This window comes from Mesorhizobium caraganae, assembly GCF_016836705.1.
Classification (GTDB): Bacteria; Pseudomonadota; Alphaproteobacteria; order Rhizobiales; family Rhizobiaceae; genus Mesorhizobium; species Mesorhizobium caraganae.
On the sequence record NZ_JAFCGY010000042.1, the window covers coordinates 16,013 to 40,009 of the forward strand.

Annotated in this window: 23 protein-coding genes; 14 read left to right on the top strand and 9 right to left on the bottom strand. The window is 61.2% G+C overall.

Translation table 11 applies throughout. The annotated features are described in order from the left end of the window. From JQK88_RS32420 to JQK88_RS32435, 4 genes are all read right to left on the bottom strand, one after another. A complete protein-coding gene (locus JQK88_RS32420) occupies nt 1–495 on the bottom strand; it encodes a Rab family GTPase (protein ID WP_203280665.1) in 495 nt (164 codons plus the stop codon). A gap of 11 nt (nt 496–506) precedes the next feature. Next, entirely contained in the window at nt 507–3,185 is a 2,679-nt protein-coding gene (locus JQK88_RS32425; protein ID WP_203280666.1) for an OmpA family protein, read from the bottom strand. Nucleotides 3,186–3,192: 7 nt separating this feature from the next. Next, nucleotides 3,193–3,858 (bottom strand): coiled-coil domain-containing protein, encoded by a 666-nt coding sequence (locus JQK88_RS32430; protein WP_203280667.1) that lies wholly within the window; start codon nt 3,856–3,858, stop codon nt 3,193–3,195. Between the two features lie 306 nt (nt 3,859–4,164). Then, nucleotides 4,165–4,395, bottom strand: a complete 231-nt coding sequence (locus JQK88_RS32435; protein WP_112561833.1) for a hypothetical protein — start codon at nt 4,393–4,395, stop codon at nt 4,165–4,167. 245 nt (nt 4,396–4,640) lie between these two features. Here JQK88_RS32435 and JQK88_RS32440 point away from each other — a divergent pair, with 245 nt between their 5' ends. Further along, entirely contained in the window at nt 4,641–5,681 is a 1,041-nt protein-coding gene (locus tag JQK88_RS32440; RefSeq protein ID WP_203280680.1) for an aminopeptidase, read from the top strand. 36 nt (nt 5,682–5,717) lie between these two features. On the opposite strand, the gene JQK88_RS32445 is transcribed toward JQK88_RS32440, so the two are convergent. Beyond that, nucleotides 5,718–6,863, bottom strand: a complete 1,146-nt coding sequence (locus JQK88_RS32445; RefSeq protein ID WP_210388431.1) for an ROK family transcriptional regulator — start codon at nt 6,861–6,863, stop codon at nt 5,718–5,720. Between the two features lie 205 nt (nt 6,864–7,068). Between JQK88_RS32445 and JQK88_RS32450 the strand changes: the two genes are divergently transcribed. The 8 genes from JQK88_RS32450 to JQK88_RS32485 all read left to right on the top strand — a co-directional run bounded on the left by JQK88_RS32450 (nt 7,069) and on the right by JQK88_RS32485 (nt 15,399). Continuing rightward, nucleotides 7,069–8,337, top strand: a complete 1,269-nt coding sequence (locus tag JQK88_RS32450; RefSeq protein WP_203280669.1) for an ABC transporter substrate-binding protein — start codon at nt 7,069–7,071, stop codon at nt 8,335–8,337. A gap of 67 nt (nt 8,338–8,404) precedes the next feature. After that, complete coding sequence (locus tag JQK88_RS32455; protein ID WP_203280670.1) at nt 8,405–9,340, top strand: carbohydrate ABC transporter permease; 936 nt, start codon at nt 8,405–8,407, stop codon at nt 9,338–9,340. Beyond that, nucleotides 9,333–10,238, top strand: coding sequence for a carbohydrate ABC transporter permease (locus JQK88_RS32460; RefSeq protein ID WP_203280671.1), 906 nt, complete (start codon nt 9,333–9,335; stop codon nt 10,236–10,238). Before JQK88_RS32455 ends, JQK88_RS32460 begins: the two co-directional genes overlap by 8 nt. An 82-nt stretch (nt 10,239–10,320) precedes the next feature. After that, nucleotides 10,321–11,427 (top strand): ABC transporter ATP-binding protein, encoded by a 1,107-nt coding sequence (locus JQK88_RS32465; protein WP_203280672.1) that lies wholly within the window; start codon nt 10,321–10,323, stop codon nt 11,425–11,427. 11 nt (nt 11,428–11,438) lie between these two features. Next, entirely contained in the window at nt 11,439–12,218 is a 780-nt protein-coding gene (locus tag JQK88_RS32470; RefSeq protein WP_192249074.1) for an SDR family NAD(P)-dependent oxidoreductase, read from the top strand. Then, the gene (locus JQK88_RS32475; RefSeq protein WP_246750144.1) at nt 12,215–13,231 is read left to right on the top strand and encodes a sugar phosphate isomerase/epimerase family protein; all 1,017 of its coding nucleotides are present in this window, start codon (nt 12,215–12,217) and stop codon (nt 13,229–13,231) included. The genes JQK88_RS32470 and JQK88_RS32475 overlap by 4 nt, the downstream gene beginning before the upstream one ends. After that, nucleotides 13,231–14,043 (top strand): SDR family NAD(P)-dependent oxidoreductase, encoded by an 813-nt coding sequence (locus tag JQK88_RS32480; protein ID WP_203280673.1) that lies wholly within the window; start codon nt 13,231–13,233, stop codon nt 14,041–14,043. Before JQK88_RS32475 ends, JQK88_RS32480 begins: the two co-directional genes overlap by 1 nt. A 486-nt stretch (nt 14,044–14,529) precedes the next feature. Then, the gene (locus JQK88_RS32485; protein ID WP_203280674.1) at nt 14,530–15,399 is read left to right on the top strand and encodes an SLC5/6 family protein; all 870 of its coding nucleotides are present in this window, start codon (nt 14,530–14,532) and stop codon (nt 15,397–15,399) included. Nucleotides 15,400–15,740: 341 nt separating this feature from the next. Here JQK88_RS32485 and JQK88_RS32490 read toward each other — a convergent pair whose 3' ends face one another. Next, on the bottom strand, nt 15,741–17,048 hold the full coding sequence (locus JQK88_RS32490; RefSeq protein WP_203280675.1) for a mechanosensitive ion channel family protein: 1,308 nt from the start codon (nt 17,046–17,048) through the stop codon (nt 15,741–15,743). Nucleotides 17,049–17,384: 336 nt separating this feature from the next. Between JQK88_RS32490 and JQK88_RS32495 the strand changes: the two genes are divergently transcribed. After that, a complete protein-coding gene (locus tag JQK88_RS32495) occupies nt 17,385–17,543 on the top strand; it encodes a BBE domain-containing protein (RefSeq protein WP_203280676.1) in 159 nt (52 codons plus the stop codon). Between the two features lie 148 nt (nt 17,544–17,691). Here JQK88_RS32495 and JQK88_RS32500 read toward each other — a convergent pair whose 3' ends face one another. Continuing rightward, complete coding sequence (locus JQK88_RS32500) at nt 17,692–17,979, bottom strand: hypothetical protein (RefSeq protein ID WP_112559599.1); 288 nt, start codon at nt 17,977–17,979, stop codon at nt 17,692–17,694. A 434-nt stretch (nt 17,980–18,413) separates the two neighbouring features. Here JQK88_RS32500 and JQK88_RS32505 point away from each other — a divergent pair, with 434 nt between their 5' ends. The 4 genes from JQK88_RS32505 (at nt 18,414) to JQK88_RS32520 (ending at nt 21,739) form a co-directional block, all read left to right on the top strand. Then, complete coding sequence (locus tag JQK88_RS32505; RefSeq protein WP_203280677.1) at nt 18,414–19,769, top strand: selenium-binding family protein; 1,356 nt, start codon at nt 18,414–18,416, stop codon at nt 19,767–19,769. Next, the gene (locus JQK88_RS32510; RefSeq protein ID WP_192249062.1) at nt 19,766–20,137 is read left to right on the top strand and encodes a 2Fe-2S iron-sulfur cluster-binding protein; all 372 of its coding nucleotides are present in this window, start codon (nt 19,766–19,768) and stop codon (nt 20,135–20,137) included. The genes JQK88_RS32505 and JQK88_RS32510 overlap by 4 nt, the downstream gene beginning before the upstream one ends. Nucleotides 20,138–20,142: 5 nt before the next feature. Next, the gene (locus JQK88_RS32515; RefSeq protein ID WP_185970445.1) at nt 20,143–20,592 is read left to right on the top strand and encodes a CoA-binding protein; all 450 of its coding nucleotides are present in this window, start codon (nt 20,143–20,145) and stop codon (nt 20,590–20,592) included. A gap of 262 nt (nt 20,593–20,854) precedes the next feature. After that, entirely contained in the window at nt 20,855–21,739 is an 885-nt protein-coding gene (locus tag JQK88_RS32520; protein ID WP_192249059.1) for an ankyrin repeat domain-containing protein, read from the top strand. 43 nt (nt 21,740–21,782) lie between these two features. Here the strand turns inward: JQK88_RS32520 and JQK88_RS32525 are convergent, their stop codons facing one another. Together JQK88_RS32525 and JQK88_RS32530 are read right to left on the bottom strand one after the other, a co-directional pair. Continuing rightward, complete coding sequence (locus JQK88_RS32525; RefSeq protein WP_312037376.1) at nt 21,783–23,012, bottom strand: NAD(P)-binding domain-containing protein; 1,230 nt, start codon at nt 23,010–23,012, stop codon at nt 21,783–21,785. Nucleotides 23,013–23,071: 59 nt separating this feature from the next. Further along, nucleotides 23,072–23,629 (bottom strand): OsmC family protein, encoded by a 558-nt coding sequence (locus JQK88_RS32530; protein WP_023679231.1) that lies wholly within the window; start codon nt 23,627–23,629, stop codon nt 23,072–23,074. Nucleotides 23,630–23,997 lie beyond the last annotated feature (368 nt).

The following is a 23,997-nucleotide window of genomic DNA, read 5'->3' on the forward strand; positions in this document are numbered from 1 at the left end:
CTATTTTGTGACCATCGAAGCAAGCTGATGAAACGCATCATCAACATGCTCACCAGTGAGCGCACTTGTCAGATAGATTTGCCATCCACGCTGCCTCAGTTCGTCAATCTCACTATCCGATATTGCCCACCGATCGGCCAGATCGGATTTGTTGATCAGCAATATAAACGGCATGGCGCCGAATTCGGCCTCGACCCGTTCGCGCAGCGTGAGCGCCACGGCAAGGGTTGCGGCGCGGGTTCCATCGACGACAAGCACGAGCCCAGTCGCACCTCGAACATAGCTGACGCGGAATGAGCCGATATCGTCTTCGCCGGCCAAATCCCACAAAATCAGATCCACGGTTTTGCCCGGGAGTTCGACACTTTTCTTGTCGATTTTCACGCCCACCGTGGTCAGGTAGGTTTCTGAAAAGATGCTTTGCACGAACCTGCGAACCAGGCTCGTCTTCCCGACAGCGAAGCCGCCCAGCATGCAGATCTTTTTTTGCAACATCTTGGGCTCCGCTAGTCCAGGTTTACAGTAATCGAAACCCGGCGATTGGTGGAGCTCCCGGCTTGACTATTTTCAGGCACCAGCGGCTCAAAGGTGCCCGCGCCCCGAACCAGCAGCAGTTCTGGAGCGACGCCGCGCTTGTTGAGAAGCGCACGAACTGCCTCGGCGCGTGCGGTGCTGATCGACGCGTTGGCCGTCTCACGACCAGTGGCGTCCGAATGGCCGGTCAACATGAACCGCGCTGTTACGCCTGACTTGCGGGCATTTTCGGCGAATTCCTTGATTTGACCCGCCAACCTGTCGAGAACCGGCGCCTGCTCTGGTCCCGGCACAACTTTGCCGGAAGGGAAGAAAATATTGGACGCCTGGATGGCCTCTCGCAAATAATTAAGTTCTGCAAGGTTCAGCTCACTCAGCTGCGAGACATCCAGAACCACTCCGTCCGCCGAAAGCTGTTCGGCGGCGGCCTGCGCCCGGCTGATCCAGCCGGCAGGAGCCTCACCCTCGGCAACGATGCGACCCTGGATGATCGAAAGCTGAACCGTTTTCGGCGGGTTCAGCGACGCCGTCAGCCGCTTCACCACGAACTTCGGATCAAGGCTCTGATAGAATTGCCACTGTGAATGAACACGGGCAGGATCAACCTCCGTTCCGGACAGCAGAGCTTGCGGGTCGGCTGCAAGCGGATCTCTCAGGCCGGAAATGTAGAACTGTCCGCCCCTCGCCGTTTGTTGGGCGACGATGATTCCCGGTTGGGCCTCAAGTCGCGACACATAATACTGCCAGTGCTCTGCCGCGCGTGCTTCGGGGCTCACATCATGAACCTTGGAGATGTCGAATTCCGGTCCGCCGGCCGAAAGCTGTCGGGCCGCTGCGCGCGCCCGATCTATCCAGGTGTCGGGAGCCTCACCCTCGGCAACGATGCGATCGTCGACGATCGAAAGCCGCACTGTATCGGGCGGATACAGCGACGCCTTCAGCCGCTTCAACACGAACTCCGGCTCAAGGCTCTGATAGAATTGCCATTGCGAATGAACCCGGGCGGGATCGACCTCAGTCCCGGACAACAACGACTGCGGGTCGGCGCCAAGCGGGTCTCTTAAGCCCGCGATGTAGAATTGGCCGTCGCGTATCTTTTGCTCTGCAACGATGATGCCCGGCTGGGTCTCCAGGCGCGACACATAGGCCTGCCAGCGCTCCGCCGCGCGTGCTTCAGGGCTTACATCACGAACCCCCGAGATATCGAAGATCGGCCCGCCTGCCGAAAGCTGCTGGGCCGCTGTGCGCGCCCGGTTGATCCACGTATCGGGAGCCTCACCCCCGGCAACGATGCGATCATTGACGATCGAAAGTCGCACTGACTCCGGCGGAGCCAGCGACGCCGTCAGCCGCTTCAACACGAACTCCGGTTCAAGACTCTGATAGAATTGCCACTGCGAATGAACCTGGGCGGGATCGACCTCAGTTCCGGACAACAGCGACTGCGGGTCGACGGCAAGCGGGTCTCTCAGGCCGGCAATATAGAACTGGCCATCGCGTACCTGTTGTTCGGCAACGATGATGCCCGGCTGGGCCTCCACTCGCGACACGTAAGCCTGCCAGCGCGACAAGTAAGCTTGCCAGCGCTGCGCTGATTGCCAGGAAAGAAAATACCAACCGCCTGCCAGACTCAAAAGCAGCAAGGCCACGGCCGCCACCAGCCACGGAAATCCCTCGTGTGATTCATCCTGCTTCAGCTCGACGCAGGTCTGCAGTTGCGCCTCTACGGAGGCCAGCTGCGAACCGTCGCCGTCAAACTGCTCTAACGCCTGTGAGGATTGCTCATGGATGCGAAGCAGCACATCGCGAACGATTTCATGCAATTCCTCCGGTGGATTTCCCCGGATCACCGAAACCAGGGTCGCGAACGGTCCAACTTCCGACCAGAGACGAAGCTCGCCGAAACGGATCGTGTCCAGGCCGCCCTGCTCTTTCTCGTTGAACGAGTCCTTCACAAAATCCTGAATTGCGCTGAGCATCGAAGAAATGAGCTGAGGATCTTCGCTCGTCGCATTATCGGCCGTTACATGCGCTATCAAAAGACCGGAAGTGCGATGAATGAGAAAGGCATGTTCTACACGGTAGACAAGGGAATGCTTCAGAACAACTGCCGAGAAGCTTGCCCCTGTCCTCCAGGCTTCAAGTCTCCACTTGAGCCCATGCCATGTGAAAATGTGTCTTAGAGTTTCATTCAGCGACTGAAAGGTCTGGTCGATCTTTTCTCCGATCGACTTGCGAATTGCCGGCAGAAACACCGGATACAATATATCCGTCAGCGTGCGCGGGCTTCTCTGGATCGACCGTTGCACAGCCCGTTCGACAGCTGGCGCAAGCGCCTCGCCGAGTTGCGCATGAGGCGCTAGTGCGGCCGCATTGGGAAGAACGTCGCCCACGGCTGCTGCAAGCTGCTCGGGTTCGCCGAGCAGCTGCGTAACGCGTGAAAGCTCCGAAATTTCGCGGCCGACCAGCAACTGCCGCAGCGTTTCCATGCGCGGATCGGCGGTTGGAACTGCCTCGAACTGCGCCCGGTAGTCGGGATCGACGTTCCGGGCAATTTCGATCAAAAGACGAGCCAGAGCCTCGCGATCAATCTCTGTATCGTTCGAGGCTGTTCTTTTCGGAAGGTTGAATGGGTCGACGGTTGACGTCAAGGTCCCATCAACTCACTTTCCAGCTACGGTCCGAGTTGCTCTTGCTGCCGACGGGATCCTGATTCAGAGCTTTTGCAACCTCGACAAACAGGCCAGCCAAAAGATTCCGGTCGGTCTTGACGTTGCTGAGATCGGCAAACATTTTCTCGATCAGCATCTGAACGCCTTCATTCTTCTGCTTGATTTCCTCACGCAGCGAATGATCGTTCCGATTTATCCGGTCCGAAACGTCGCGCTCAAGCGCGCTCAGTTGATCCGATAACGCCCGCACCTGCTTTTCAAGTGCCTGGTTTTGCTCGCGAAGATTCCGATCGATCTCCTTGTCGGCGTCGGCTCGCGAATCTTTTTCGTTCCGCAACTGCCCCGCAAGCGAATCGATCTGCTTCTTTGCGTTCGACTCGTACATTTCGAGATTGCGCTTGGCCTCGGATTCGACATCCTTGAAGCGCTGCAAGACCCGTTCTTCAAGCTTGGAAAAGCGGCGGTCATAGTCCTGCATCTGGTTGCCGAACAGCAGATCGCGTATCTTGTCGACACCTACAGCGTCGCCGGGGGCCCCGTTCTCGCGAGCCTGGACTCCCAGGAAGTTCAGCCCGTTTCCTTCTGCGTTACCTATCAGATTTGCGTCCGCCTTCTTTTCCGAAGAAACGGTATTCGTAGATTCCTTTGCCATGCTTTTGCCCTTCCATCTGAGCACCTGCCAAGGTGCAAAACCCCATAAAAAACAGAGCATGTCAGCAAAATACCCGGCTCGCAAGTCGGTATCTCTTGACTTAAGTTGATTCATGAGGCAGCCGATTGCCGCGCGCCGATTCAGCAATGGACGTTTGGGGCCAGGCCATTTCAAATGGCGGCGGCGGCAACTGCAATATTGCGCTCAATATTATTCGATAAGGAGCGCTTCACCAATTACAAGGCAATACTGTGGGAGTTTCCGGTCTGGGCTATGGCCGGCAGCTAGTCCACGCGCGCGGCTCTGCTAGTCCGAAAAACTTACGCTCACGCCGCGCTGCCGAAAATAAGCCTGCATCAACTTGCGGCCCTGGCGGTTGTTCTGCGCCAATTTGGTCGGATCGAACACCGCCTGTTTTATTCCTTCTCGAGCCAGCGCCGCCTTGAGCGTCGCGATATGGGCGTCGATGTCGGCATTGTCCGCCCGAAGCGAGGCATAGATGCTCTCGGTCGCCTGGGCCACGGTGGGTTCGCTCACAGCTGTCGTCCTTTGGTTGGTCGAGCGGCGGCTTAACACAGATTCGCGGCTCCGCCGATACCGGTGGACTTGCGTCCATCGAAGGCGAATGGCCGCATTGCCAACCTAGCCAAAGTCGAAAGTCCGACCCGCTGCCCCTGTAGAGCTTGACGAAAATCGGTGCGCCTGTTTCAGAGCGGAGGATCGAGACATCGCTGCATGGGGCGACGAGCAAGGGTGGGCAAACTGTGAAGCGCGTTCTTCGGATGCTTGCCGCGGCGATCATGGCATCCGGGGTGACCGGCTGCACAAGCATTTCCTACTACGCGCAGTCGCTGGAGGGCCATGTACAGATCATGGCCGCGCGCAGGAATGTCGGGAAACTCATTCATGATCCTTCGACGCCTGACGCCTTGCGCGCCAGGCTGACGTCGGCGCGCGCCATAAGACGGTTTGCGACCGATGAGCTGGCGCTGCCCGACAACAGCAGCTACCGCAGCTATGTCGACATCCACCGGGATGCGGTGACCTGGGCGGTTTTTGCCGCGCCGCAATTCTCGCTCGCGCCACAAACATGGTGCTTTCCGGTTTTCGGCTGCGTTCCGTACCGGGGTTACTTCTCCCGGAAATCGGCGACCGAGAGCGCTGTCGAGCTTCATCGACAGGGGCTGGACGTCTATGTCACGGGCGTCACCGCCTATTCCACTTTGGGCTGGTCCAGCGACCCGCTGCTGAGCACCATGCTGCGTCAGGACGACACCTATCTGGCAAGCCTTGTTTTTCATGAGCTGGCGCATCAGCGGCTCTATGTGGATGGCGATTCCGCATTCAACGAGGCTTTCGCCGTTGCCGTCGAAACCACCGGCGTCAGGAAGTGGCTCCGCGCCGCCGGCGATCGGGCCGGATTGCGCCGCTACGAAGCCGATCGCAAGCGCAGCGCCGATTTTCTCGGACTGGTGTCGAAAACGCGCGACGAGTTAAGGCAGGTCTATGCAAGTCCCCGCACGCCGGAGCAGATGGCGGCTGCCAAAGCAGCCGTGATCGACAGGCTGCGAATGCGATACCGGCAGATGCGCAACAAAAACTGGGCCGGATACCGGGGATACGACGCCTGGTTCGCTGCCCCGATCAACAACGCAAAGCTCGCCGCGACTTCTGTCTACGGTGAACAGGTTCCGGCCTTTCTTCGCTTGTTCGACTTGTGTTCGGGCGATTATCCAAGGTTTTACGCCGCTGTTCGGCGGATCGCGGATTTGCGGCAACCTTCCCGCGCCGAAGCGCTCAAGGCGGCCGATACGTGCAATTGATTTGAACGAGCACGCGGCCCGGCCTGAGGCTGACGATCAGCCGAGCGACAGTTCCTTCGTCTGGTGTCGCAGCACGAGGCCGACCGCGCCCAGCAGTGAATCGTTTTCGGTGTGCTTGCCGACGATGATGCGCGTGCGCAGGGCCGGAGCGATATCGCGGGACTTGATCAGCGTGTGGCGTTCATAGGAGGCGATCAGCGGCGTCAGCAGAATGTCGCCCGCCAAAGCCATGTGGCCGCCGATGATGATAAGCGGCGGATTGAGCACCGAGCCGATCAGGCCGAGACCCCGGCCGGCGATCTCGGCGGTATCCTCGATCATCCGCAGTGCCCTGACGTCGCCCTCTTCGGCCATGGTGATGACATCGTCCATTGTGACTTGCCGCCCCACGACACGCGAAATCTGTTCCAGCGGCCGCGCAAAACTCGCATAGAGTTCCAGGCATCCGCGATTGCCGCACCGGCAAAGATCGCCGCCGGGATCGATGCTGATGTGCCCGAATTCGCCGGCGCCGCCGGCGATGCCCGTCACCAGCCGGCCGTGCTGTACAATGGCGCCGCCGACACCCAGATCGATCTTGAACAGCACGAAATCGTCCTGGCCGACGGCCGCGCCCCACATCAGCTCCGCAATGGCCGAGCAGTTGCTTTCATTGTCGGCGAAGATTGGCTGTTCCAAGACGGGTCCGAACACATCTCGTATGTTGACGCCGGCCCATGTTGGAACCATGCTCGCGCGCAGCACCACTCCATCGCGGCTGACAGGGCCGGAGACGGAAACCCCAACCCCCAGGAGCCCAGCCACCGGCAGACCGTTTTCCTTGTAAGATTGGGCAATTGCCGATTTGACCATCTGGGCCGCCTGTTGCGGCTGGTAGTCGAGATCCATTGGTATAGTTTGTTCGGCAATGACGGAATGCGAGACATCGGCGACGATGAGCCGTATCTGCTGAAGAGCCAGGTGAATTCCAACGCAGGTGCCTGCTGTCGGATTGAGCGTAACGGCCGCGGCTGGCCTGCCGATACCTCTGATGCCAGCGCTGCTGGTCGGCGCTTCGATCACCATCCCCGACCTTCTCAAGCCGTTGAGCGCGGTTGAGACCGTCGAGCGCGCCAGACCGGTGACGCGTGCGATCTGCGACGCCGAGAGTACGCCGCGCTCGCTCAGGCAGCGCACGATCATGCTCTCCGGCGACGCGGACGGTCGGTCGATCAGCCAGGTTCTAAGCGAAGGTTTTGTCATGGATCAACATAAACATCGTTGACTGATAGCTCCAATATGTCATCTTGGAAAGAACTCGAGATTAACGCATCTCGCCGGCAGCGGCTTCAAACCGCGGCCATAAGCGGTCGATACGAACCGTGCAACCATATGTGGGAGTGAAACCATGAAATCCGTTATGACCGCCTTCGCGGTCGCTGCTGCTACGTGCACCTTTGTCGCCGGGGCCGCCTTCGCCGAGCCCAAGACGAACCTTCTGCACCAATGGGCGACCGGATCGGACGCGCAGGCGATCGCCAAGCTCGGCGAGATGTTCACCGCCAAGGGCGGTAAATGGGAACAGACCTCGATCGCCGGTCACACGGCCAATACGCTGGCTAAGCTGCGTGCCGACGTGATCGCCGGCAATGCCCCGCCTGCCGTGCAGCTCAAAGGCCCGGAAATCGCCGAGTGGAACGAGACCGGCATGACCGCCGATCTCGACGAGCTGGCAGCCTCGGAAGGATGGGAGAAAGTGGTTGCGCCGGAACTGCTGCCGGTGATGAAGCCAACCGGCAAATGGGTCGCCGCTCCCATGAACATCCACCGCATCAACTGGCTCTGGGCCTCGCCGAAGGTCATGCAGTCGGCCGGCGTGGCGGAAATGCCGAAGACCTGGGCCGAGTTCAATGCGGCCTGTGACAAGATCGTCGCCTCAGGCAAGATCTGCATCTCGCATTCGACCGCCGACTGGACGGATTCGACGGTGTTCGAGGTCGTGCTCTACGGCCAGGACATCGATCTCTATCGCAAGGCCTTCGTCGAAGGCGATGTCGAAGCCATGCGCAGCCCGGGGATGGTCAAGGCCTTCGAGCAGATGCGGCTGATGACGAGCAAGTACATGGATCCGGGCATGGTTGGCCGTGATTGGGATTCGATGTCGGCGCTCGTCGGCAAGGGCGACGCGGCGTTCCACATCATGGGCGACTGGACGATCGGCCTTTTGACCGCCGCCGGCTTCAAGGAAGGCACCGACTATGTCTGCGCCCAGGCGCCGACCGATTGGGGCAAACCCGGCTTCATCCTCAACTCGGACTCGGTGGTGTTCTTCAAGCAGAAGGACCAGGATTACATCGACGGCCAGAAGCTGCTTGCCAGCCTGATCCTGTCGCCCGACTTCCAGACGGTCTTCAACCAGGCCAAGGGCTCGATCCCCGCACGCCTGGATATCGATCTGTCGAAGGGCTTCAATCCGTGCCAGCAGCTGTCGCAGAAGGATCTGCAGGCGTCGATCAAGGACGGCACGCTGGTGCGCTCGATGGCCCACAACATGACCATCCCGCAGAAGATGCGCGGCGCGATCATGGACTCCATCACCGAGTTCGTAGCGACGCCCGACATGTCAGCCGAGGACGGCGCCAATGCGATGGCCGACGCGGCCGAAGCACAGAAGTAGACGGGAAACGGCCGGGCGCAATGTCTATCCGCACCCGGCCATCCGCCATCCCAGTCCCATACTCTGAATGTCAAATCACGACCTGATCCTGTCGGTCCCTGCGCCCGCCCGCCCCTGGCGGGAGCGGCTGGGCTCCGCGATGCCCTTGCTGGTGCTCGGCCCCTCGCTGGTGGCGAGCTTCGTCTACGTCTTCGTCTTCACCGGCTGGACACTCTACATCTCGATCTCGAACTCCTCGCTGCTGCCGACCTACGGCTTGGTCGGCCTGGACAATTACGCGTCGCTGTGGGCGAACCGGCGCTGGAACATCGCCTACAACAATTTGTTCTTGTTCAGCGGTTTCTACATTGTCGGCTCGATGGCCGTGGGGTTGCTGCTGGCGATCCTGATCGACCAGCGTGTGCGCGGCGAAGCGGCCTGGCGCACGATCTTCCTCTATCCGCTGGCCGTCTCCTTCATCGTCACCGGCACGGTCTGGAGCTGGCTCTACAACCCGGTCGATGGCATCCAGGCGATGGTGCGCGGTTTCGGCTGGACGAGCTTCAGTTTCGCACTCGCCAGCGACCGGCACTATGCGATCTACGCGGTTATCATCACCGGCGTCTGGCAAGCCTCGGGCTTTGCCATGGCGCTCTTCCTCGCCGGTCTGCGCTCGGTGGATCAGGATCTCGTCAAGGCCGCGCAGATCGACGGCGCATCGACCTTCCGCATCTATCGCAAAGTGCTTCTGCCGACGATTGCGCCGATCTTCCTGGCGGTCGCCGTCATCCAGATCCAGTTCGCCATCAAGACCTTCGACCTAGTGGCTGCCCTCACCAAAGGCGGCCCGGGAATCTCGACCACCTTCCCCGCCATCTACGTCTATGACCTGATGTTCCAACGCGGCCAGATCGGCGAAGGCGCGGCCGCCGCCATCATGATGCTTGCCGCTCTCGCCGTGGTGCTGGTGCCCTATTCGTTCTGGGTGGTCTGGCGGCGGCGCAAGGAAGCCGGCCATGGCTGACGCAACGCTGGACCAGTCGCTCGATCATCGCGCCGCCACGGTTGCGGCGCGGAGGCATTTCCTCACCCGCCTCGTCATCTATGGGCTACTGGTTGTCTTCGCGGCGATCTACCTGATCCCGTTGCTGGTCGTGGTGCTGAATTCATTCCGCGATCAGCAAGAGATCGCGCGCAACGGGCTGATCTCGCTGCCACGCAGCTTCCGCCTCGACGCCTGGGGCCAGGCCTGGAGCACCTATTGCATCGGCGGCACCTGCGAGGGCATGCAGCGCAACTTCTACAACTCTCTGAAAATGACGATCCCGGCGACGATCATCTCGACAGCGGTCGGCGCGATGAACGGCTACATCCTGTCGAAATGGCGTTTCAGGGGTTCGGAAGCGCTGTTCACCTGCATGCTGCTCGGCGTCTTCATTCCGGGCCAGATTTCGTTGATGCCGTGGGCGTTCATCCTCGGCAATCTGGGCCTCAGCAATTCGGTCTACGGGCTCGTCCTCATCCATGTCATCCAGGGCATTTCGTTCACCACCCTGTTTTGCCGCAACTACTACGTCAGCATCCCCGACGATCTCATCAAGGCGGCCCGCATCGACGGCGCAGGCTTCTGGCGCATCTTCCGCAAGATCATTCTGCCGCTCTCCTCACCGATCCTGATCGTCACGGTGATCTGGCAGTTCACCGGCATCTGGAACGAATATCTGTTCGGTGTCGTCTTCACCTCCGGGCAGCAACAGCCGATCACCGCCGCGCTGGTCGCGCTGACGGCAAGCGGCACCAATGTACGCGCCTATGATGTCATGAGCGCCGCCGTGCTGATCGGCGCGCTGCCGCCGCTGCTGATCTATCTCTTCGGCGGCAAGTATTTCGTCCGCGGCCTGACCCAGGGTGCGATCAAATGAGCCGCAATCAAGTGAGGCGCGATCAAGTGAGCGGAGCCCGTCTCCTATCGCCGATCGTCCCGTCCCGGAAGAAGGCCATCGCATGTCGACATTGACCATCCGATCCCTGCGCAAGAACTTCGGCGCGGTCGAGGTGCTGAAGGGCATCGATCTCGAGGCGCAGAACGGCGAGTTCATCGCGCTGGTCGGACCGTCCGGCTGCGGCAAGTCCACCTTGCTGGCGATGATCGCCGGGCTGGAATCTGTTACTTCCGGCGAGATCCGCATCGACGGAAGGCTGGTCAATTCGGTTGCGCCGAAGGACCGCGACATCGCCATGGTGTTCCAGTCCTACGCGCTTTACCCGACGATGACGGTGCGCGAGAACATCACCTTCGGCATGGAAAGCCGCCGCGTGCCGAAGCCGCAGCAGGACGAGGCCGTCAAGCGAGTTGCCGCCTTCCTGCAGATCGAGCCGCTGCTTGGGCGCAAGCCCGGCCAGCTTTCGGGCGGTCAGCGCCAGCGCGTCGCGATGGGCCGGGCGCTGGTGCGTGATCCGAAACTGTTCCTGTTCGACGAGCCGCTTTCCAATCTCGACGCCAAGCTGCGCGTCGACATGCGTACCGAAATCAAGAAGCTGCATCACCGCGTCGGCAAGACGACGGTCTACGTCACCCACGATCAGGTCGAGGCGATGACGCTGGCATCGCGCATCGCCGTGATGCATCAGGGCGAGGTCCAGCAATTCGATGAGCCGGCCACGATCTACAACCGTCCGGCCAACATGTTCGTCGCCGGCTTCATGGGGTCGCCGGCCATGAATTTTCTGCCGGCCGAACTGAGCGAAGAAGGCGGCCGCCCCGCTGTTGCCTTGCAGACCGCCGACGGCAAGACGGCCAGCCTGCCGATCGTCCAGGCGCTCCCATCCGATACGCCGCGACAGCTCATTCTCGGCATCCGGCCGGAGCACATCTACCGGTTCGATCCCGATCTTGCGCGCCGCAAGCCAGGCATCGCGCAAATCGATGCCGTGGTCGAACTGGTCGAGCCGACAGGTGCGGAAACCATGGCCGTTCTGCGCCTGAGCGGCAAGGAGATCACCGGTCGTTTCGACCCCGACGGCACGCCAGGCATGGGCGAGACGGTGACGCTCGGCATCGACATGGCGCGTGCCTGCCTGTTCGACCCGACGACCCAACGCCTGATCTGACCTGATCTGAAATGAGTTCCGCCTTGTCCTTCGCCACCTATCCGAGCCTGGCCGATCGTGTCGTGCTGATCACCGGCGGCGCTTCAGGCATCGGCGCCGACACGGTCCGCGCCTTCGCCGTCAACAGCGCCCGCGTCGCGTTTCTCGACCTGCAGCAGGAGGCCGGCGAGGCGCTGGCGCGGGAACTCGCCGCCACGGCGCCGCATACGCCGCTGTTCCTGCGCTGCGACGTGACCGATATCCCTGCCCTGCAGGCTGCGATCGGCACGGTGCGCGAGCGCCTCGGGCCTGTCGCGGTGCTGGTCAACAACGCCGCCGACGACAATCGCCAACCAGTCGCCGACGTGACGTTGGAGTATTGGGACCACGCCCAGGACGTGAATCTCAGGCACCACTTCTTTGCCGCCCAGGCCGTGCATCCGCAGATGAAGGAATTGGGATTTGGTTCGATCGTCAATTTTTCCTCGATCGCCTGGCGTTCCGGCGCGGCGGGGATGGCGCCCTATGCGGCGGCCAAGGCTGCGGTGGTCGGGTTGACCTTCGCGCTGGCGCAGGCGTTTGGCCCCGACAACATCCGCGTAAACGCCATCGAGCCGGGCGCCGTCATCACCGACCGGCAACGGCAGCTCTGGTTCAAGACGCAGGCGTCGGTCGACCAAGTCGTGCAGCGCCAGATGATCCGCAGGGTTCTTCTCGGCGACGAGATCGCGCGCACCGTGCTGTTCCTCGCCGCCGACGACAGCCGCATGATCACCAAACAGTCAATCACTGTGGATGCCGGCCTGCGATGACCCAACCAAAGGATCGCTTCATGCTCGAGGTCGGCCTGAACCCCTACGGCCTGACTTATCATCTCGGCCTCCAGGGCCGCGGCACGCCACGCGCCAATCCGAAGCCCGCCGGGCTCGAAGGGTTCATCGCGCTGGCGACCGAACTCGGCGCGCGAGTGCTGGAGATCTGGGTGCCATGGCTGAGTGAGCTTTCCGACGACGCGGTGATCGCGCTGCGCGAAAGGCTCGCCGGCCTTGGCATCACACCGATCGTCAGCGGCGGCCTGCTGGTCGGCGAACCGCTCGACGACGCATTTCGGGCCGCACGTCTGCTGAAGGCCAAAATCATCCGAACGGCGCTGACGCCGGTTCTGTGTGGCGACCGCAACGCCGCCGGCGGAAAATGGAGCGAGTACGCCGGCATCATTCGGGAGCGATTGGTGGAGTGGGGTGCCCGCGCGAATGCCGAAGGCTATGTCCTCGCGATCGAGAACCACCAGGATTTCACCAGCCAGGAGCTCGTCGATTTCTGCGCCCTTGGCGGCGAAAGCGTCGGCGTCACCTTCGACACCGGCAACACATTCCCGGTCGGCGAAGCGCCGCTCGATTTTGTCAGGCGGATCGCCCCTTATGTCCGCCATGTCCACCTCAAGGATTACCGCGTGCAGTTCACGAGTGAAGGCTACCGGCTGATCCGTTGCGCCATCGGCGACGGCGCGGTGCCGTTTGCCGAGCTGTTTGCCATTCTCGGCCAACACCACGATCGCATGACCGCCGTTCTGGAACCCGGCGCGTTGGAGGCGCGGCATGTCCGCTTCCTCAGCGACGACTGGTGGCACGGCTATCCCGAGAAGACGGCGCGCGAATTTGCCGCCTGCCTGGCGGCAGCCCAGCGCAACCGGCTGCCCGACGATGCCGACTACCGCACCCCCTGGGAGCGCGAGGACGACGGTTCCCTGGTTTCCTATGAGCTCGACATGATCCGGCGCAGCGCCGCCAACATGCGCAACCTTGGTTTGATGGAGAAGATCTGATGACGGCACGTGAACTCGATGGATTGACCGCCTTCGTGACCGGCTCTGGCCGAGGGCTGGGTCGCGTGATGGCCGAGCGCCTGGCGGAACTCGGCGCCAATGTCGCGATCCACGACATGGACGAAACAGCGCCGGCCAAATATGGCGAGTTCGCCAATCTCGGCGAAGTGGTCGAGCGCCTGAAGCGGCATGGCACGAAGATTACCTCGGTGACCGGCAACATCGGTGACCAGAAGGCGGTGGCCGAGATGAAGCGCAAGATCGAGGCCGATCTCGGCGACGTGCATGTGCTGGTCAATTGTGCCGGCGGCGACATCGGCGCCAAGGGTGGCAAGCCGAACCCCAACAACGCTCTCGACATCGAACTGGCCGACATCCGCGTGCTCACCGAGAACAATCTGATCGGCACGATGCTGGTCTGCCAGGCCTTCGTGCCGCCGATGAAACGGCGCGGCGGCGGCTCCGTCATCAACATCGCGTCGGCGGCGGCCCATCTCGGCTGCTCGCCCGAGGTCGTCTACTCCACCTTGAAGGCCGCGGTCGTGCATTACACGCGCTGCCTCGCCAAGGAACTGATCGACGACGGCGTACGCATCAACGCGGTCAGCCCCGGCGCCACCAAGACGGCACGTTTCCAGGCGACCCGCGTGGTCGATCCGGAGCGCATGGATTCGAGCCGGAAGTCGCTGAACCGCTATGCCGAGCCTGAAGAGATCGCCGAGGCGGTGGCCTTCCTCGCCGGCCCGCGCGCCCGCTTCATCAACGGCCAGGTCATCCGCGTCGACGGCGGGTTTACGATCTTTCCAGGGTGAAGGGCGCGGTGCGGCTGCCGCAGGGCAATCGCATCCGAGCGGCGCCCTGCGAATACCTCCACATATGAAACGTCCCGAAGGTTTGCCCGGCACGTACCCCCACCCTTAATCCCTCCCCACAAGGGGGAGGGAGACCTGGTCGGCGCTGATCTCCTGAAATCGCCTAGGTTCGACGCCAAAAAGGCGGGCATGCGGCAGCGTTCCCTCCCCCTTGTGGGGAGGGTTAAGGTGGGGGTCCTCTTCACAAAAACCCATATGCGTTTGCCCTGCCGGCTGCCGGGCGACCCATCGAGCGTGTAGAACGCTACCATCGCCGCCCCTGCCCCGTGGGTATGGACGAATCCCCTCATGCGCAATATGGATGGGGATACGGTCTGCCGTGGCGCTTTCGCCGCCGAGGCAGGCGACGTTCGATCAATGACGCTGCGCCGGGCGCCTGTTCGATGACGCCGCCCTGCAAACGTGTCGAAACCGGGGGACCTGGTCATGACCGACAACAACAAGCCGACAACAGACGTTACCAAGGACTGGCAGGCATCGCAGGGCCAGAAGTCCGGTGCCACGCGGCTGCGCCTTTTCGCAGCGCTCTCGTGGATCATTGCCATTGGCGGCGAGATCGCCGGGATCGTCTTGCTCTACAAGCACAAGTTCGACCAGGGCAACCTGCCGCTTTTGATCGGCATTCTGGTCGGCATCGCGATTTTCGCCATCGCCGGCAGCCTGCTCTGGAAGGCGGCCAACCGGAAGGACCCGGCCCGCGAATCCGACACATTCAGGTTCTTCGTCCAGAACCAGCTCGGCGCAATCATCACCCTGATTGCCTTCCTGCCGCTGGTTCTCTTGATCCTCAACGACAAGAACATGGACCCGAAGAGCAAGAAAATTGCCGGCGGCGTCGGTGCTGTGCTGGCGGTGCTCGCGACGCTGATCGGGGTCAGCTACCAGCCCCCGTCGGTCGAGCAGTACACGCAGGACATGAACCAGTGCGCGGCCCAGATCAAGGCGGGGCAGCCGACCACAGCCTGTTCGCCCGAGGTCGCCGCCCAGGCGCAGGCGATCGCCACCGACTCCACCACGGTGGCCGAGGCGACGAAGGACGCGGCACATCCCAACGGCCAGGATATCGTCTACTGGATCGCGCCGGAAAACGGCGCCGCGAAGTCCGACACAGAGCATGTCTTCCACCTGTGCGCCGCCGTCAGCCCGCTGAAGGACAAGACCGTGAACAGCGGCACCGTGACGGAAGCCTACGCCCAGAACGCCATCCGCATCACCAAGCAGATCGAGATGGAACAGAAGCAGTGCGGGTTCACGACGACGGCGCCGGCGCCCGCGGCACCCGCGCCGGCGCAATAATCCCCCGGCGTGCTGGCGCGCCCGGCCGGGCGCGCCTATGGTTTTCTGAAAAAGCCGGACTGAATGTTAGGGCCGGCTTCGCCCGGCCGCAGTCTGATCCCGTCCTCGAAGCTGTTCAGCGTCACGCACTCAAAACCGTTGTCAGCCGGCAGCGCCACCAGCGATTGACGGTCGAAATGGTGCAGATGACTCGTTGGGCAGGCGCATGCGCCATGTCTCGAACCACGCATCGCCATCGGCGCCGAGCTCACGCTTGGTGGGAACCTGGCAGCGAGACACTCGCGCCGAGGACAAGGTGGCTAGTCCGCCTCACCTTTTCTTCCGCATCAACATCGAGAAGATCACTGGTCGTCGTGCCCTCGTCTGACCGGCCCAGCCCCTTTCATGATGATCTCGCGATGCGGATAGGGGATGCTTATGCCGTTTGCCTTGAAAGTGTCCCACAGCACCAGCAGCACCTTGCCGCGCACGTTGGTCAGGCCTTGCTGCGGGTCGCGGATCCAGAAGCGCAGGACGAAGTTCAGCGAGGAGTCGCCGAAGTCCGTCAGCCAGCAGACAGGCCGCCGGTCGGCCTCGACCCGGCCGACGCTGATCGCGGCCTCTATCGCCAGTTCGCTGACCTTGTGCGGATCGGCGTCGTAGGAGACGCCGAAGTTCACGTCGAGGCGCACGAGGTTGTCGCTGAACGACCAGTTGATAACCCTCTGGGTGATGAAGTCCTCGTTGGGGATCAGGAATTCGCGGCCGTCGCGCGTCACCACCGAGACGAAGCGCGCCCGCAATTCGCGTATCCAGCCGAAGGTGCCTTCGAGCGAAATCGTGTCGCCCGGCTTGATCGACTTGTCGAGCAGGATGATCACGCCGGAGACGAAATTCGAAACGACCTTCTGCAGCCCGAAAGCGAGACCGACGCCAACGGCGCCGGAAAACACCGTCAGCGCCGTCAGGTCGAGACCGACGGCGGAAAGTGCCACGGCACCGGCCACCAGCACGAGGCCGATCTTTGCGACCTTGCCGACGAGGACGCGGATCGACGGTGTCAGTTCCTCGGAGAGGCGGACGCGCTCATCGATGTAATTGCCGGTGACCACCGCAAGCCAGACCGTTGCGATCAGGAGCAGCGCCGCCTTCAGCACCATGAGGGCCGAAAGGCGAACCGCGCCCAGAGGGATTGCCAGGCTGTCGAGGAAGGCGGCCGCCTCGTCACTGACGCCCAGGATGACAAGGGCCGCGTAGATCCAGGCCAGCCAACCCAGCGTGCGCGCGACGAGGCGGTTGCGGATGATGCGCGACAGCACGGTCGCGAACAGCCACGCCAGCGAGAGCAACAGCGCGACGAGCAGGAGATGGGTGCGGCTCGGCCAAGTGAAGGCGAGCAATAGGTTGAGCGCGGCAACAAGGAAGACAATGAACAGAATCCAGTCGGTGCGCCTCAACAGCGCGATGACGACCCTTAAGAGTCCGGGATGGCCCTTAATCTGGCGTGCCTGGTTCTCGACGAAAGGCTCGACCCGCAGCGCCGCCAGCTTCGCCACCGCAAAGAGCGAGGCAATGATGCCGATCTGATAGACGAACCAGGGCGCGGCGGCATAGTCGAACCATCCGCCGGCCCAGGCCAGCGCTCTATCGATGGCGTCGCGAAAATCCATTGCCACACGACCACTTGGCTACGAATTGCACGTCCACAATGTCGTCGGCCCTGTGATTGGTCAAGCCGACCTTCAGGGTCAGTAGCGGTCACTCTCGATGCCGGCTCCGCCCCAAGGCGGGGCAGCCGACTACAGCCTGTTTGCCCGAGGTCGCCGCCCAGGCGCAGGCGATCGCCACCGACCAGGCTGCCACTGCCTATTCGGGGCGGGCTGCGAAGTTTTACTGGATTGCCGAGCCGGTTTGGGACAACCCCATCGACGACTCCCGTTGCATCGCATGGGGACGAAACGCGGGCCGCCGCATGGCCGCGATGTCTCAAGCCGGCAATTATCTGAATGAACAGGCGGATACCCGGCAAGGATGTCTTATACGACGCCTACGGCGCAGAAAGATACAACCGCCTTGCAGCGCTTAAAGCCCGTTTCGATCCTTCAAATCTTTTCCGGCTGAACCAGAATATTGAACCGAAGCCTTCACTCGTTGCGCTTCGGTAAGTCTGCTTCCCATTCGTTCGAGACATTCGACCGCCTTGCCGCCGTTCGATTCCGGTGCGTCACCACCCAGCACCGCCACGGCGGAGGGAAGCCCGAGACCAGACCGCAGGCGATCGACGCGACAGGCGCCAAAGGGCCGTACCCGACCCTATGCTCGCTTCACAATTCTCGGTTTAGTCGGTCGGCGGGATTGAGCCGCGCTCTCGAGGGCCAAGGCCAACCGCTTCTCTTCTTCGATGGCGCGATCTACTGCCTCGATTTCCTCTTGGAGCGCCTTCAGCTCGGCTCCGTAGCTGGAGCCATCGCTGTCCCCGATCTGAAAGCCACTTGCCCGCATTGCGTCGCGAGTATGGTGCACGTTACGGACTCCTTCGCGTCGAGTCGCGACCAGGATTTCCCTAAACTCTTCAAGACGTTCAACGTGATTGCGAGTCATTGCGTTCTCCTATTCCGTCGTCATCGTCGCCTGCGGCGATTCAGAACGGCTAAAAATTACGACGCAGAAGCCTTAAAAGAGTACAGGAGATTCTCTCGACAAAGCATGAGTGCGGAAGCTCAAATTTGAACGTCTTGCAATAACGTGGAGCGCAGCAGGCGGAAATTGGCCTGGGACCCAGGTGCTAGACTCTTCCGGCGGCTTCGAGGCTCGGAAGGCCAGAAGCGGACCTCTAGGCGCCGGGCCGCTGCAAGGGTTCTCAATAACCCCTCGGGCGGTCAATACGTGGCGTCCAAGGGGGCTCTGTCGCCAAGTTGTACATCACGTGCGCACTTCACAAGCCACCCGGCCATAGCGCCAATGCCAAGCATGCACTAACATTCCAACTCGACCCCGTTGGGGCTGGCCAGTGATCTGTTCAAAGGGAAGTACCCATGACCAATCATTGCTGTGGACCGGGCTATGCTTCTCCAGCCGAGGCGATGACGGCACCTCGCGAAAAGCTGCTCTATACGATTGCCATCTACACCGGCACGGGCATTCAGAAGCCGGACTATCTGTGCACCATCGATGTCGACCCGGAGAGTTCGACCTACAGCCAGGTGATTTCGCGTTTGCAAATGCCGGGTATTGGCGATGAGCTTCATCACTCGGGCTGGAATGCCTGTTCGTCGTGCCATGGCGATGCGAGCATGGAACGGAAATATCTGATCGTGCCGGGTGTGCGCTCGTCAAATCTGCATATTGTCGATTGCGGTACCGATCCGCGCAGCCCGACACTGTTCAAGGTGATAGACGGCGCTGAAATCAAAGCTAGGACCAACCTGTCGGCGCCACACACGGTGCATTGCCTCGGCTCGGACATCATCGTTTCCATGCTTGGTGACGCCCAGGGCAATGCCCCCGGCGGCTATTTGCAACTCAGCAAGGAGTTCGAGGTTGTCGGCCGCTGGGAAAACTCCATGGGCAGTATCAAGTTTGGTTATGATTTCTGGTACCAGCCGCGACACAACGTAATGGTCAGCTCGGAATGGGCCGCACCCAATACCTTCATGCCTGGCTTTGACCTGGAAGAGGTTGGTCATCTGAAATATGGCCGAGAGATCCATTTTTGGGATTTTGAAAAGAAGGAGCCAAAGCAAACATTCTATCTCGGTGAAGATGGCCTGATCCCACTGGAAGTGCGATTCCATCATAACCCCGAAAGCAGTCACGGCTTTGTTGGCGCGGCCCTTTCTGCAAATATCATCCATTGGTGGAAGGACGCGGCGGGTGACTGGCAATGGGAAAAAATTGTCGATGTCGGCAATGAGCCGCATCCCGAATGGCCGATACCAATACCGGGCGTGATCTCGGTCATTCTGCTGAGCATGGACGATAGATACCTCTATCTGTGCAACTGGTTGCATGGCGACATTCGTCAATACGACATCTCGGACCCTCACAACGCCAAGCTTACCGGACAAGTGTGGATGGGCGGACTTCTCGGCCGTGCGCCTGAGGTCAATGGCGTGAAAGTGACTGGCGGGCCTCAGATGATACAGCTCAGCCTCGACGGCAAGCGCCTCTATGTGACGACCTCTCTCTTCTCGACCTGGGATAATCAGTTCTATCCGGAAATCCGCACCAATGGCGGATGCATGCTAATGGTCAATTGCGATACGGAAAACGGCGGCATGGAAATCGATCCGCTATTTGTTGTTGATTTTGGCAAGGAACCAAATGGACCAAGCCGCTGCCACGAAACCCGTTATCCCGGCGGTGATTGCACGAGTGACATCTGGGTATGACCAGCTTCACCATCACTCTCGCCAATCAAGGCGGTGCGGCCTTTGACGTCGATCACCGCAAGCCCCTCTTGCAAAGCTTGCGCGAGCAGGGCGTGGATCTGCCGTATGGGTGCAAGTATGGCGGCTGCATAACCTGTGCAGCCAAAATAATCAGCGGCAAAGTCGATCAAAAAGCGCAGCGGGCGCTGAACAATCGCCAGATTAGCAATGGCTATATAATCCTATGCGTCGCCCGCCCCATGAGCGACTGCACGCTGGAGGTCGGCGTTGAGAGCCACGACAAGCTCTATCGCAACCCCTTCCTTGACCCGCTGGCCGCTCATGAATTGAAAGCCGATATTGCGACCCCGTTGGAAGCAAAGAAATGACCCATATGAATCATGATGAGCCCTATTCGGAGGCTTATCTGCAAGACATTCTGAAATCGGTCAAAACCATCGCGATGGTTGGGGCCAGCCCCGACAAGACCAAGTTTTCCTATGGTGTTCTCAGGGTGCTGCACGAAACCGGCTATGACATGATCCCGGTCAACCCCAGTCCCGGTCTGGATGAAATTCGAGGGCTCAAGGTGTACGCGTCGCTGGCCGCCATCGACCGGCCTGTCGACATGGTTGAGGTTTTTCGTCGCTCCGAAGATCTGTTGGAGGTTGCACAGGAGGCCATCGCCATCAATGCCAAGGTTCTGTGGGGTCAGATTGGGGTGCGCGATGACGCTGCCGCCCGGTTGGCGGAGGAAGCGGGCTTGAAAGTGGTGATGAACCGCTGTCCCAAGATTGAGTTGTTCCGTCCCTTCTGGAAGCCTAAGTTGCACTTGGGGATATGATTGCAGGGTCACGGAATTCGGCGTTGTTTTCGCTCTCAAAGCGGACGTCTGGCGCAACATGCGCTCACGATCCGGATGAGACCTTACGGCCCGTTACCAGACGGCCAGCAAGGACATGGCCGGCCTTGCTGAAAACTTTCATTCTCACGGGGGCTTCCACAATCTGTTAGGCACTGGTTGGAAGTGGCTACGATCAGGCAGTCGTGGTACTCTTGTCGGCTTGAAAGCGTGACACACCGCGGTTTGCCTTGGGAGATGCCAAATGCGCATGCCCTTGCTCTTCATTCCACTGCTGCTTGCACCGATTGTATCGCATGCCGCCGACATTCACGACGCCGCCATGGCGGGCGATGTCGCGGCGATCACGGCGGCGCTCGATGCAGGCGCCGGTATAGATGAGAGTGATGGAACTGCAACGCCGCTCTATCTTGCGGTCTGGATGGGCCACATCGAAGCGGCAAAACTGCTCATAGAACGTGGGGCGGACGTCAACGCCCAGACGACTGGGGGTCCCCCGCTGATGGCGGCTGTCGGGCCAGGCAAGATCGATCTGTTAAAGCTGTTGCTGGAGCGGGACGCAGATCCAAATACCAACCGTGGTGGCGAATTCGCCCTTCATGTCGCCGTCGCTCTCGATTGTTTCGACTGCGTGAAGGCACTGGTCGAGGCCGGCGCAGACGTGAATGCGAAGACAATGGACGGCAAGACACCGCTCCATCTGGCAAAAAGCAGGGGGCAACGCGAAGTTGCCGACTATCTCTTGTCGCACGGCGTCGTCTTGCCAACACCAGCCCCAATCTCGATGAAGTTGGCTTCTGCCGATGTCGAGAAAGGCCGAACCTACTTCACCGGCCGGTGTACCAATTGCCACAACGCCGAGCCACAGGGAGGGAATAAAATAGGACCGAACTTGTGGAGCGTCGTCGGCCGCGACAAGGCCTCTGTGGCAAATATGCGTTACTCCGACACGTTGCTGGGCTGGGAGGGTGTATGGACGTACGAGGACCTGAACAGATATCTCTTCGGGCCCATGCTCACCACGCCGGGCGTCAAGATGGAGACTCCTGGTGTCCCGGACGACACCGAACGGGTCAACCTGATCGCCTACTTGCGCACACTCAGCGACAAGCCGATCCCGCTGCCCTGAATCGAGGGTATCTTGTGCAACTGCTGCTACGGGCCTGCGTTGGCTAGGCGATAGTACTTTGCCTGAGGTACGATGCCAGATGATCGCTGAGATCACGCGCGTCGTCGCCAGCGCCGTCGATCAGAGCAGACTTGCGGCGGCGCAGAAATTGCGTCCCCATCAGGTACAGGCCCGGATGTTCCACTACACCGCCGTCGTGACGGACGTGGCCCTTGCGGTCGAGGACCGGCAGTTCCAGCCAGGAGTAGTCCGGCCGGTAGCCGGTGGCCCAGATGATCGTCCTGATAGCGCCTCCGGCAAGATCGAGGCCGAGCGGTGGGTTGTCCTCGACACGGGTCGGCGGCGGGCGATCCGGCGGCCCGACCGTAGCGTCCAGGCCGTTGGCGCGCGCCCATTCGTCGATAAGGTCGAGCAACCGGGCCATTTTGAGATCGGAAAGCGCGCACATGTTGCGCAACGACCCCGCAAACTGGGCCTTGCCGTCTTCGGTGATGCCGGCAAGACGACCGATGAGCCGGACGCCGAGGTCGTCGAGCGCATTGAGGTCAAGGGTTGTGCGGTCGGGCGTGCCGGCAAGCTGCAGCGAAGGAACCCGTCGCGCCCGCCTGATGTCGTCCACCTCGTCGTAACGCTCGTCGAGCACGCCGGCGGCGTCCATCCACCATTCCAGGTCCTTGCCGCGATAGACGCGGGGCGCCCGGATGTGCTCGCCCACCGACAGGGTAACCTGACGCCCCGAACGCTGCAACTCCTGTGCGATCTGGGTGCCGCTCGACGACGCGCCCACCACCATCACGCCACCGTCGGCGACCTGACGCGGATTGCGGTAGGACTGTGCCGTCAGCATGGCGACCGACGGCGGCACGCGGCTGGCGACGTCGGGCAGGCGCGCGATGTTGCACGCGCCCGACGCCAGCACGACGGTCCGACACCGCCACTCGCCGCGGTCCGTGCGCACAAGATATCCCGCCCCGTCGCTGCGAACCGAGGTAACGGTCGTGTGGGTTCTGACCGGAGCCGAGATCACCTTGGCATAGTTCCCGAGGAAGTCGATCACCTCAGGCATCGTCCGGTAGCCGTCGGGATCGTCGCCGTCATAGCGGAAGCCCGGCAGCCGGCTCTGCCAGTTCGGGGTGAGCAGCCGCAGTGAATCCCATCGCTCGGTGCGCCAAGTATTGGCGATCTCGCCGCGCTCCAGCAGCACATGGTCGATAGAGCGCTCCGCGAGGCAGCGGCTCATCGCGAGCCCCGCGTGCCCCGCGCCGACGATCACTGTGGTGACGGAACTAATCGCACCCTCTCATCAGGAGAGTCTACGGTTCGAAGCGCCTTTCAATTCACCACGACCGTGACGTTCGTCGGATTGGTGACAATGTCATAGACCGCCGACCGCTTCTGCGACTGAGCGACGATAGCCTCGATGTCCTCGCGCTTGGCGTCGGCGTCGATGTTGTATTTCACCGTGATGCCGCTGAAGCCGTTGCGCACGTCGCTGTCGATGCCGAGTATTCCGGCGAGATCCATGTCGCCTTCGATGGTCGCCTTCACCGACTTCAACTGGATGTTCCGGTTCTGGGCAACGGCGGCGATGCCGGCGGTCAGGCAACTCGCCAGTCCGACCAGCACGTATTCGACGGGCGTGGCGCCCTTGTCCTGGGAAGCGAAGACCTCCGGATGGTCTGCGTCGAATGTGAAGGTGGTCTTGCGATGCTGATCCTCGCCGAGACCGTAGAAGCTCTCGACCGACGAATGGCTGTGGGTGCCATCCTTCCATTCGCAGGCCGCGCGCCACTTGAACTGCGCCGCCTCCGGGGCGTTGGTAAGCGCTTCGCGTGCGCCGAGCAGCGCCTCTACGTTAACGCCGTTGTTTGCCTGTACTTCGGAAGCCATAATTATTGTCCTCCCTACCTTGCACTGGCTCAAAAACCCGACCGATCTCACTGACCTCCCGATCAGATTTCACCATGGCGCGGCATGCTATGGGTCGCGAAGCGTTTCTTCAAGTTGTTTCCGCAGCAGAATGTTCGCCCTCGTGTACCGAATTGCGCCTTTGCAGGCTCTAGCGCGACCACGACCTTCAGCGTGGTCAATTGCAAGGCTGCTTCCGGGCGGAGGCAAAGTTCGCCTCTATGGCCGACATGCTGAAGGGTTTCGGGTGCCGTCAGGCGTACGAAAGCCTCTCATGCAGGAACCCGCGGTCCGTGCGCGGTGAGCTATGGGGATTTGTGTTTCGGGGTGTGCCAGCGTCTGTCGCAGAC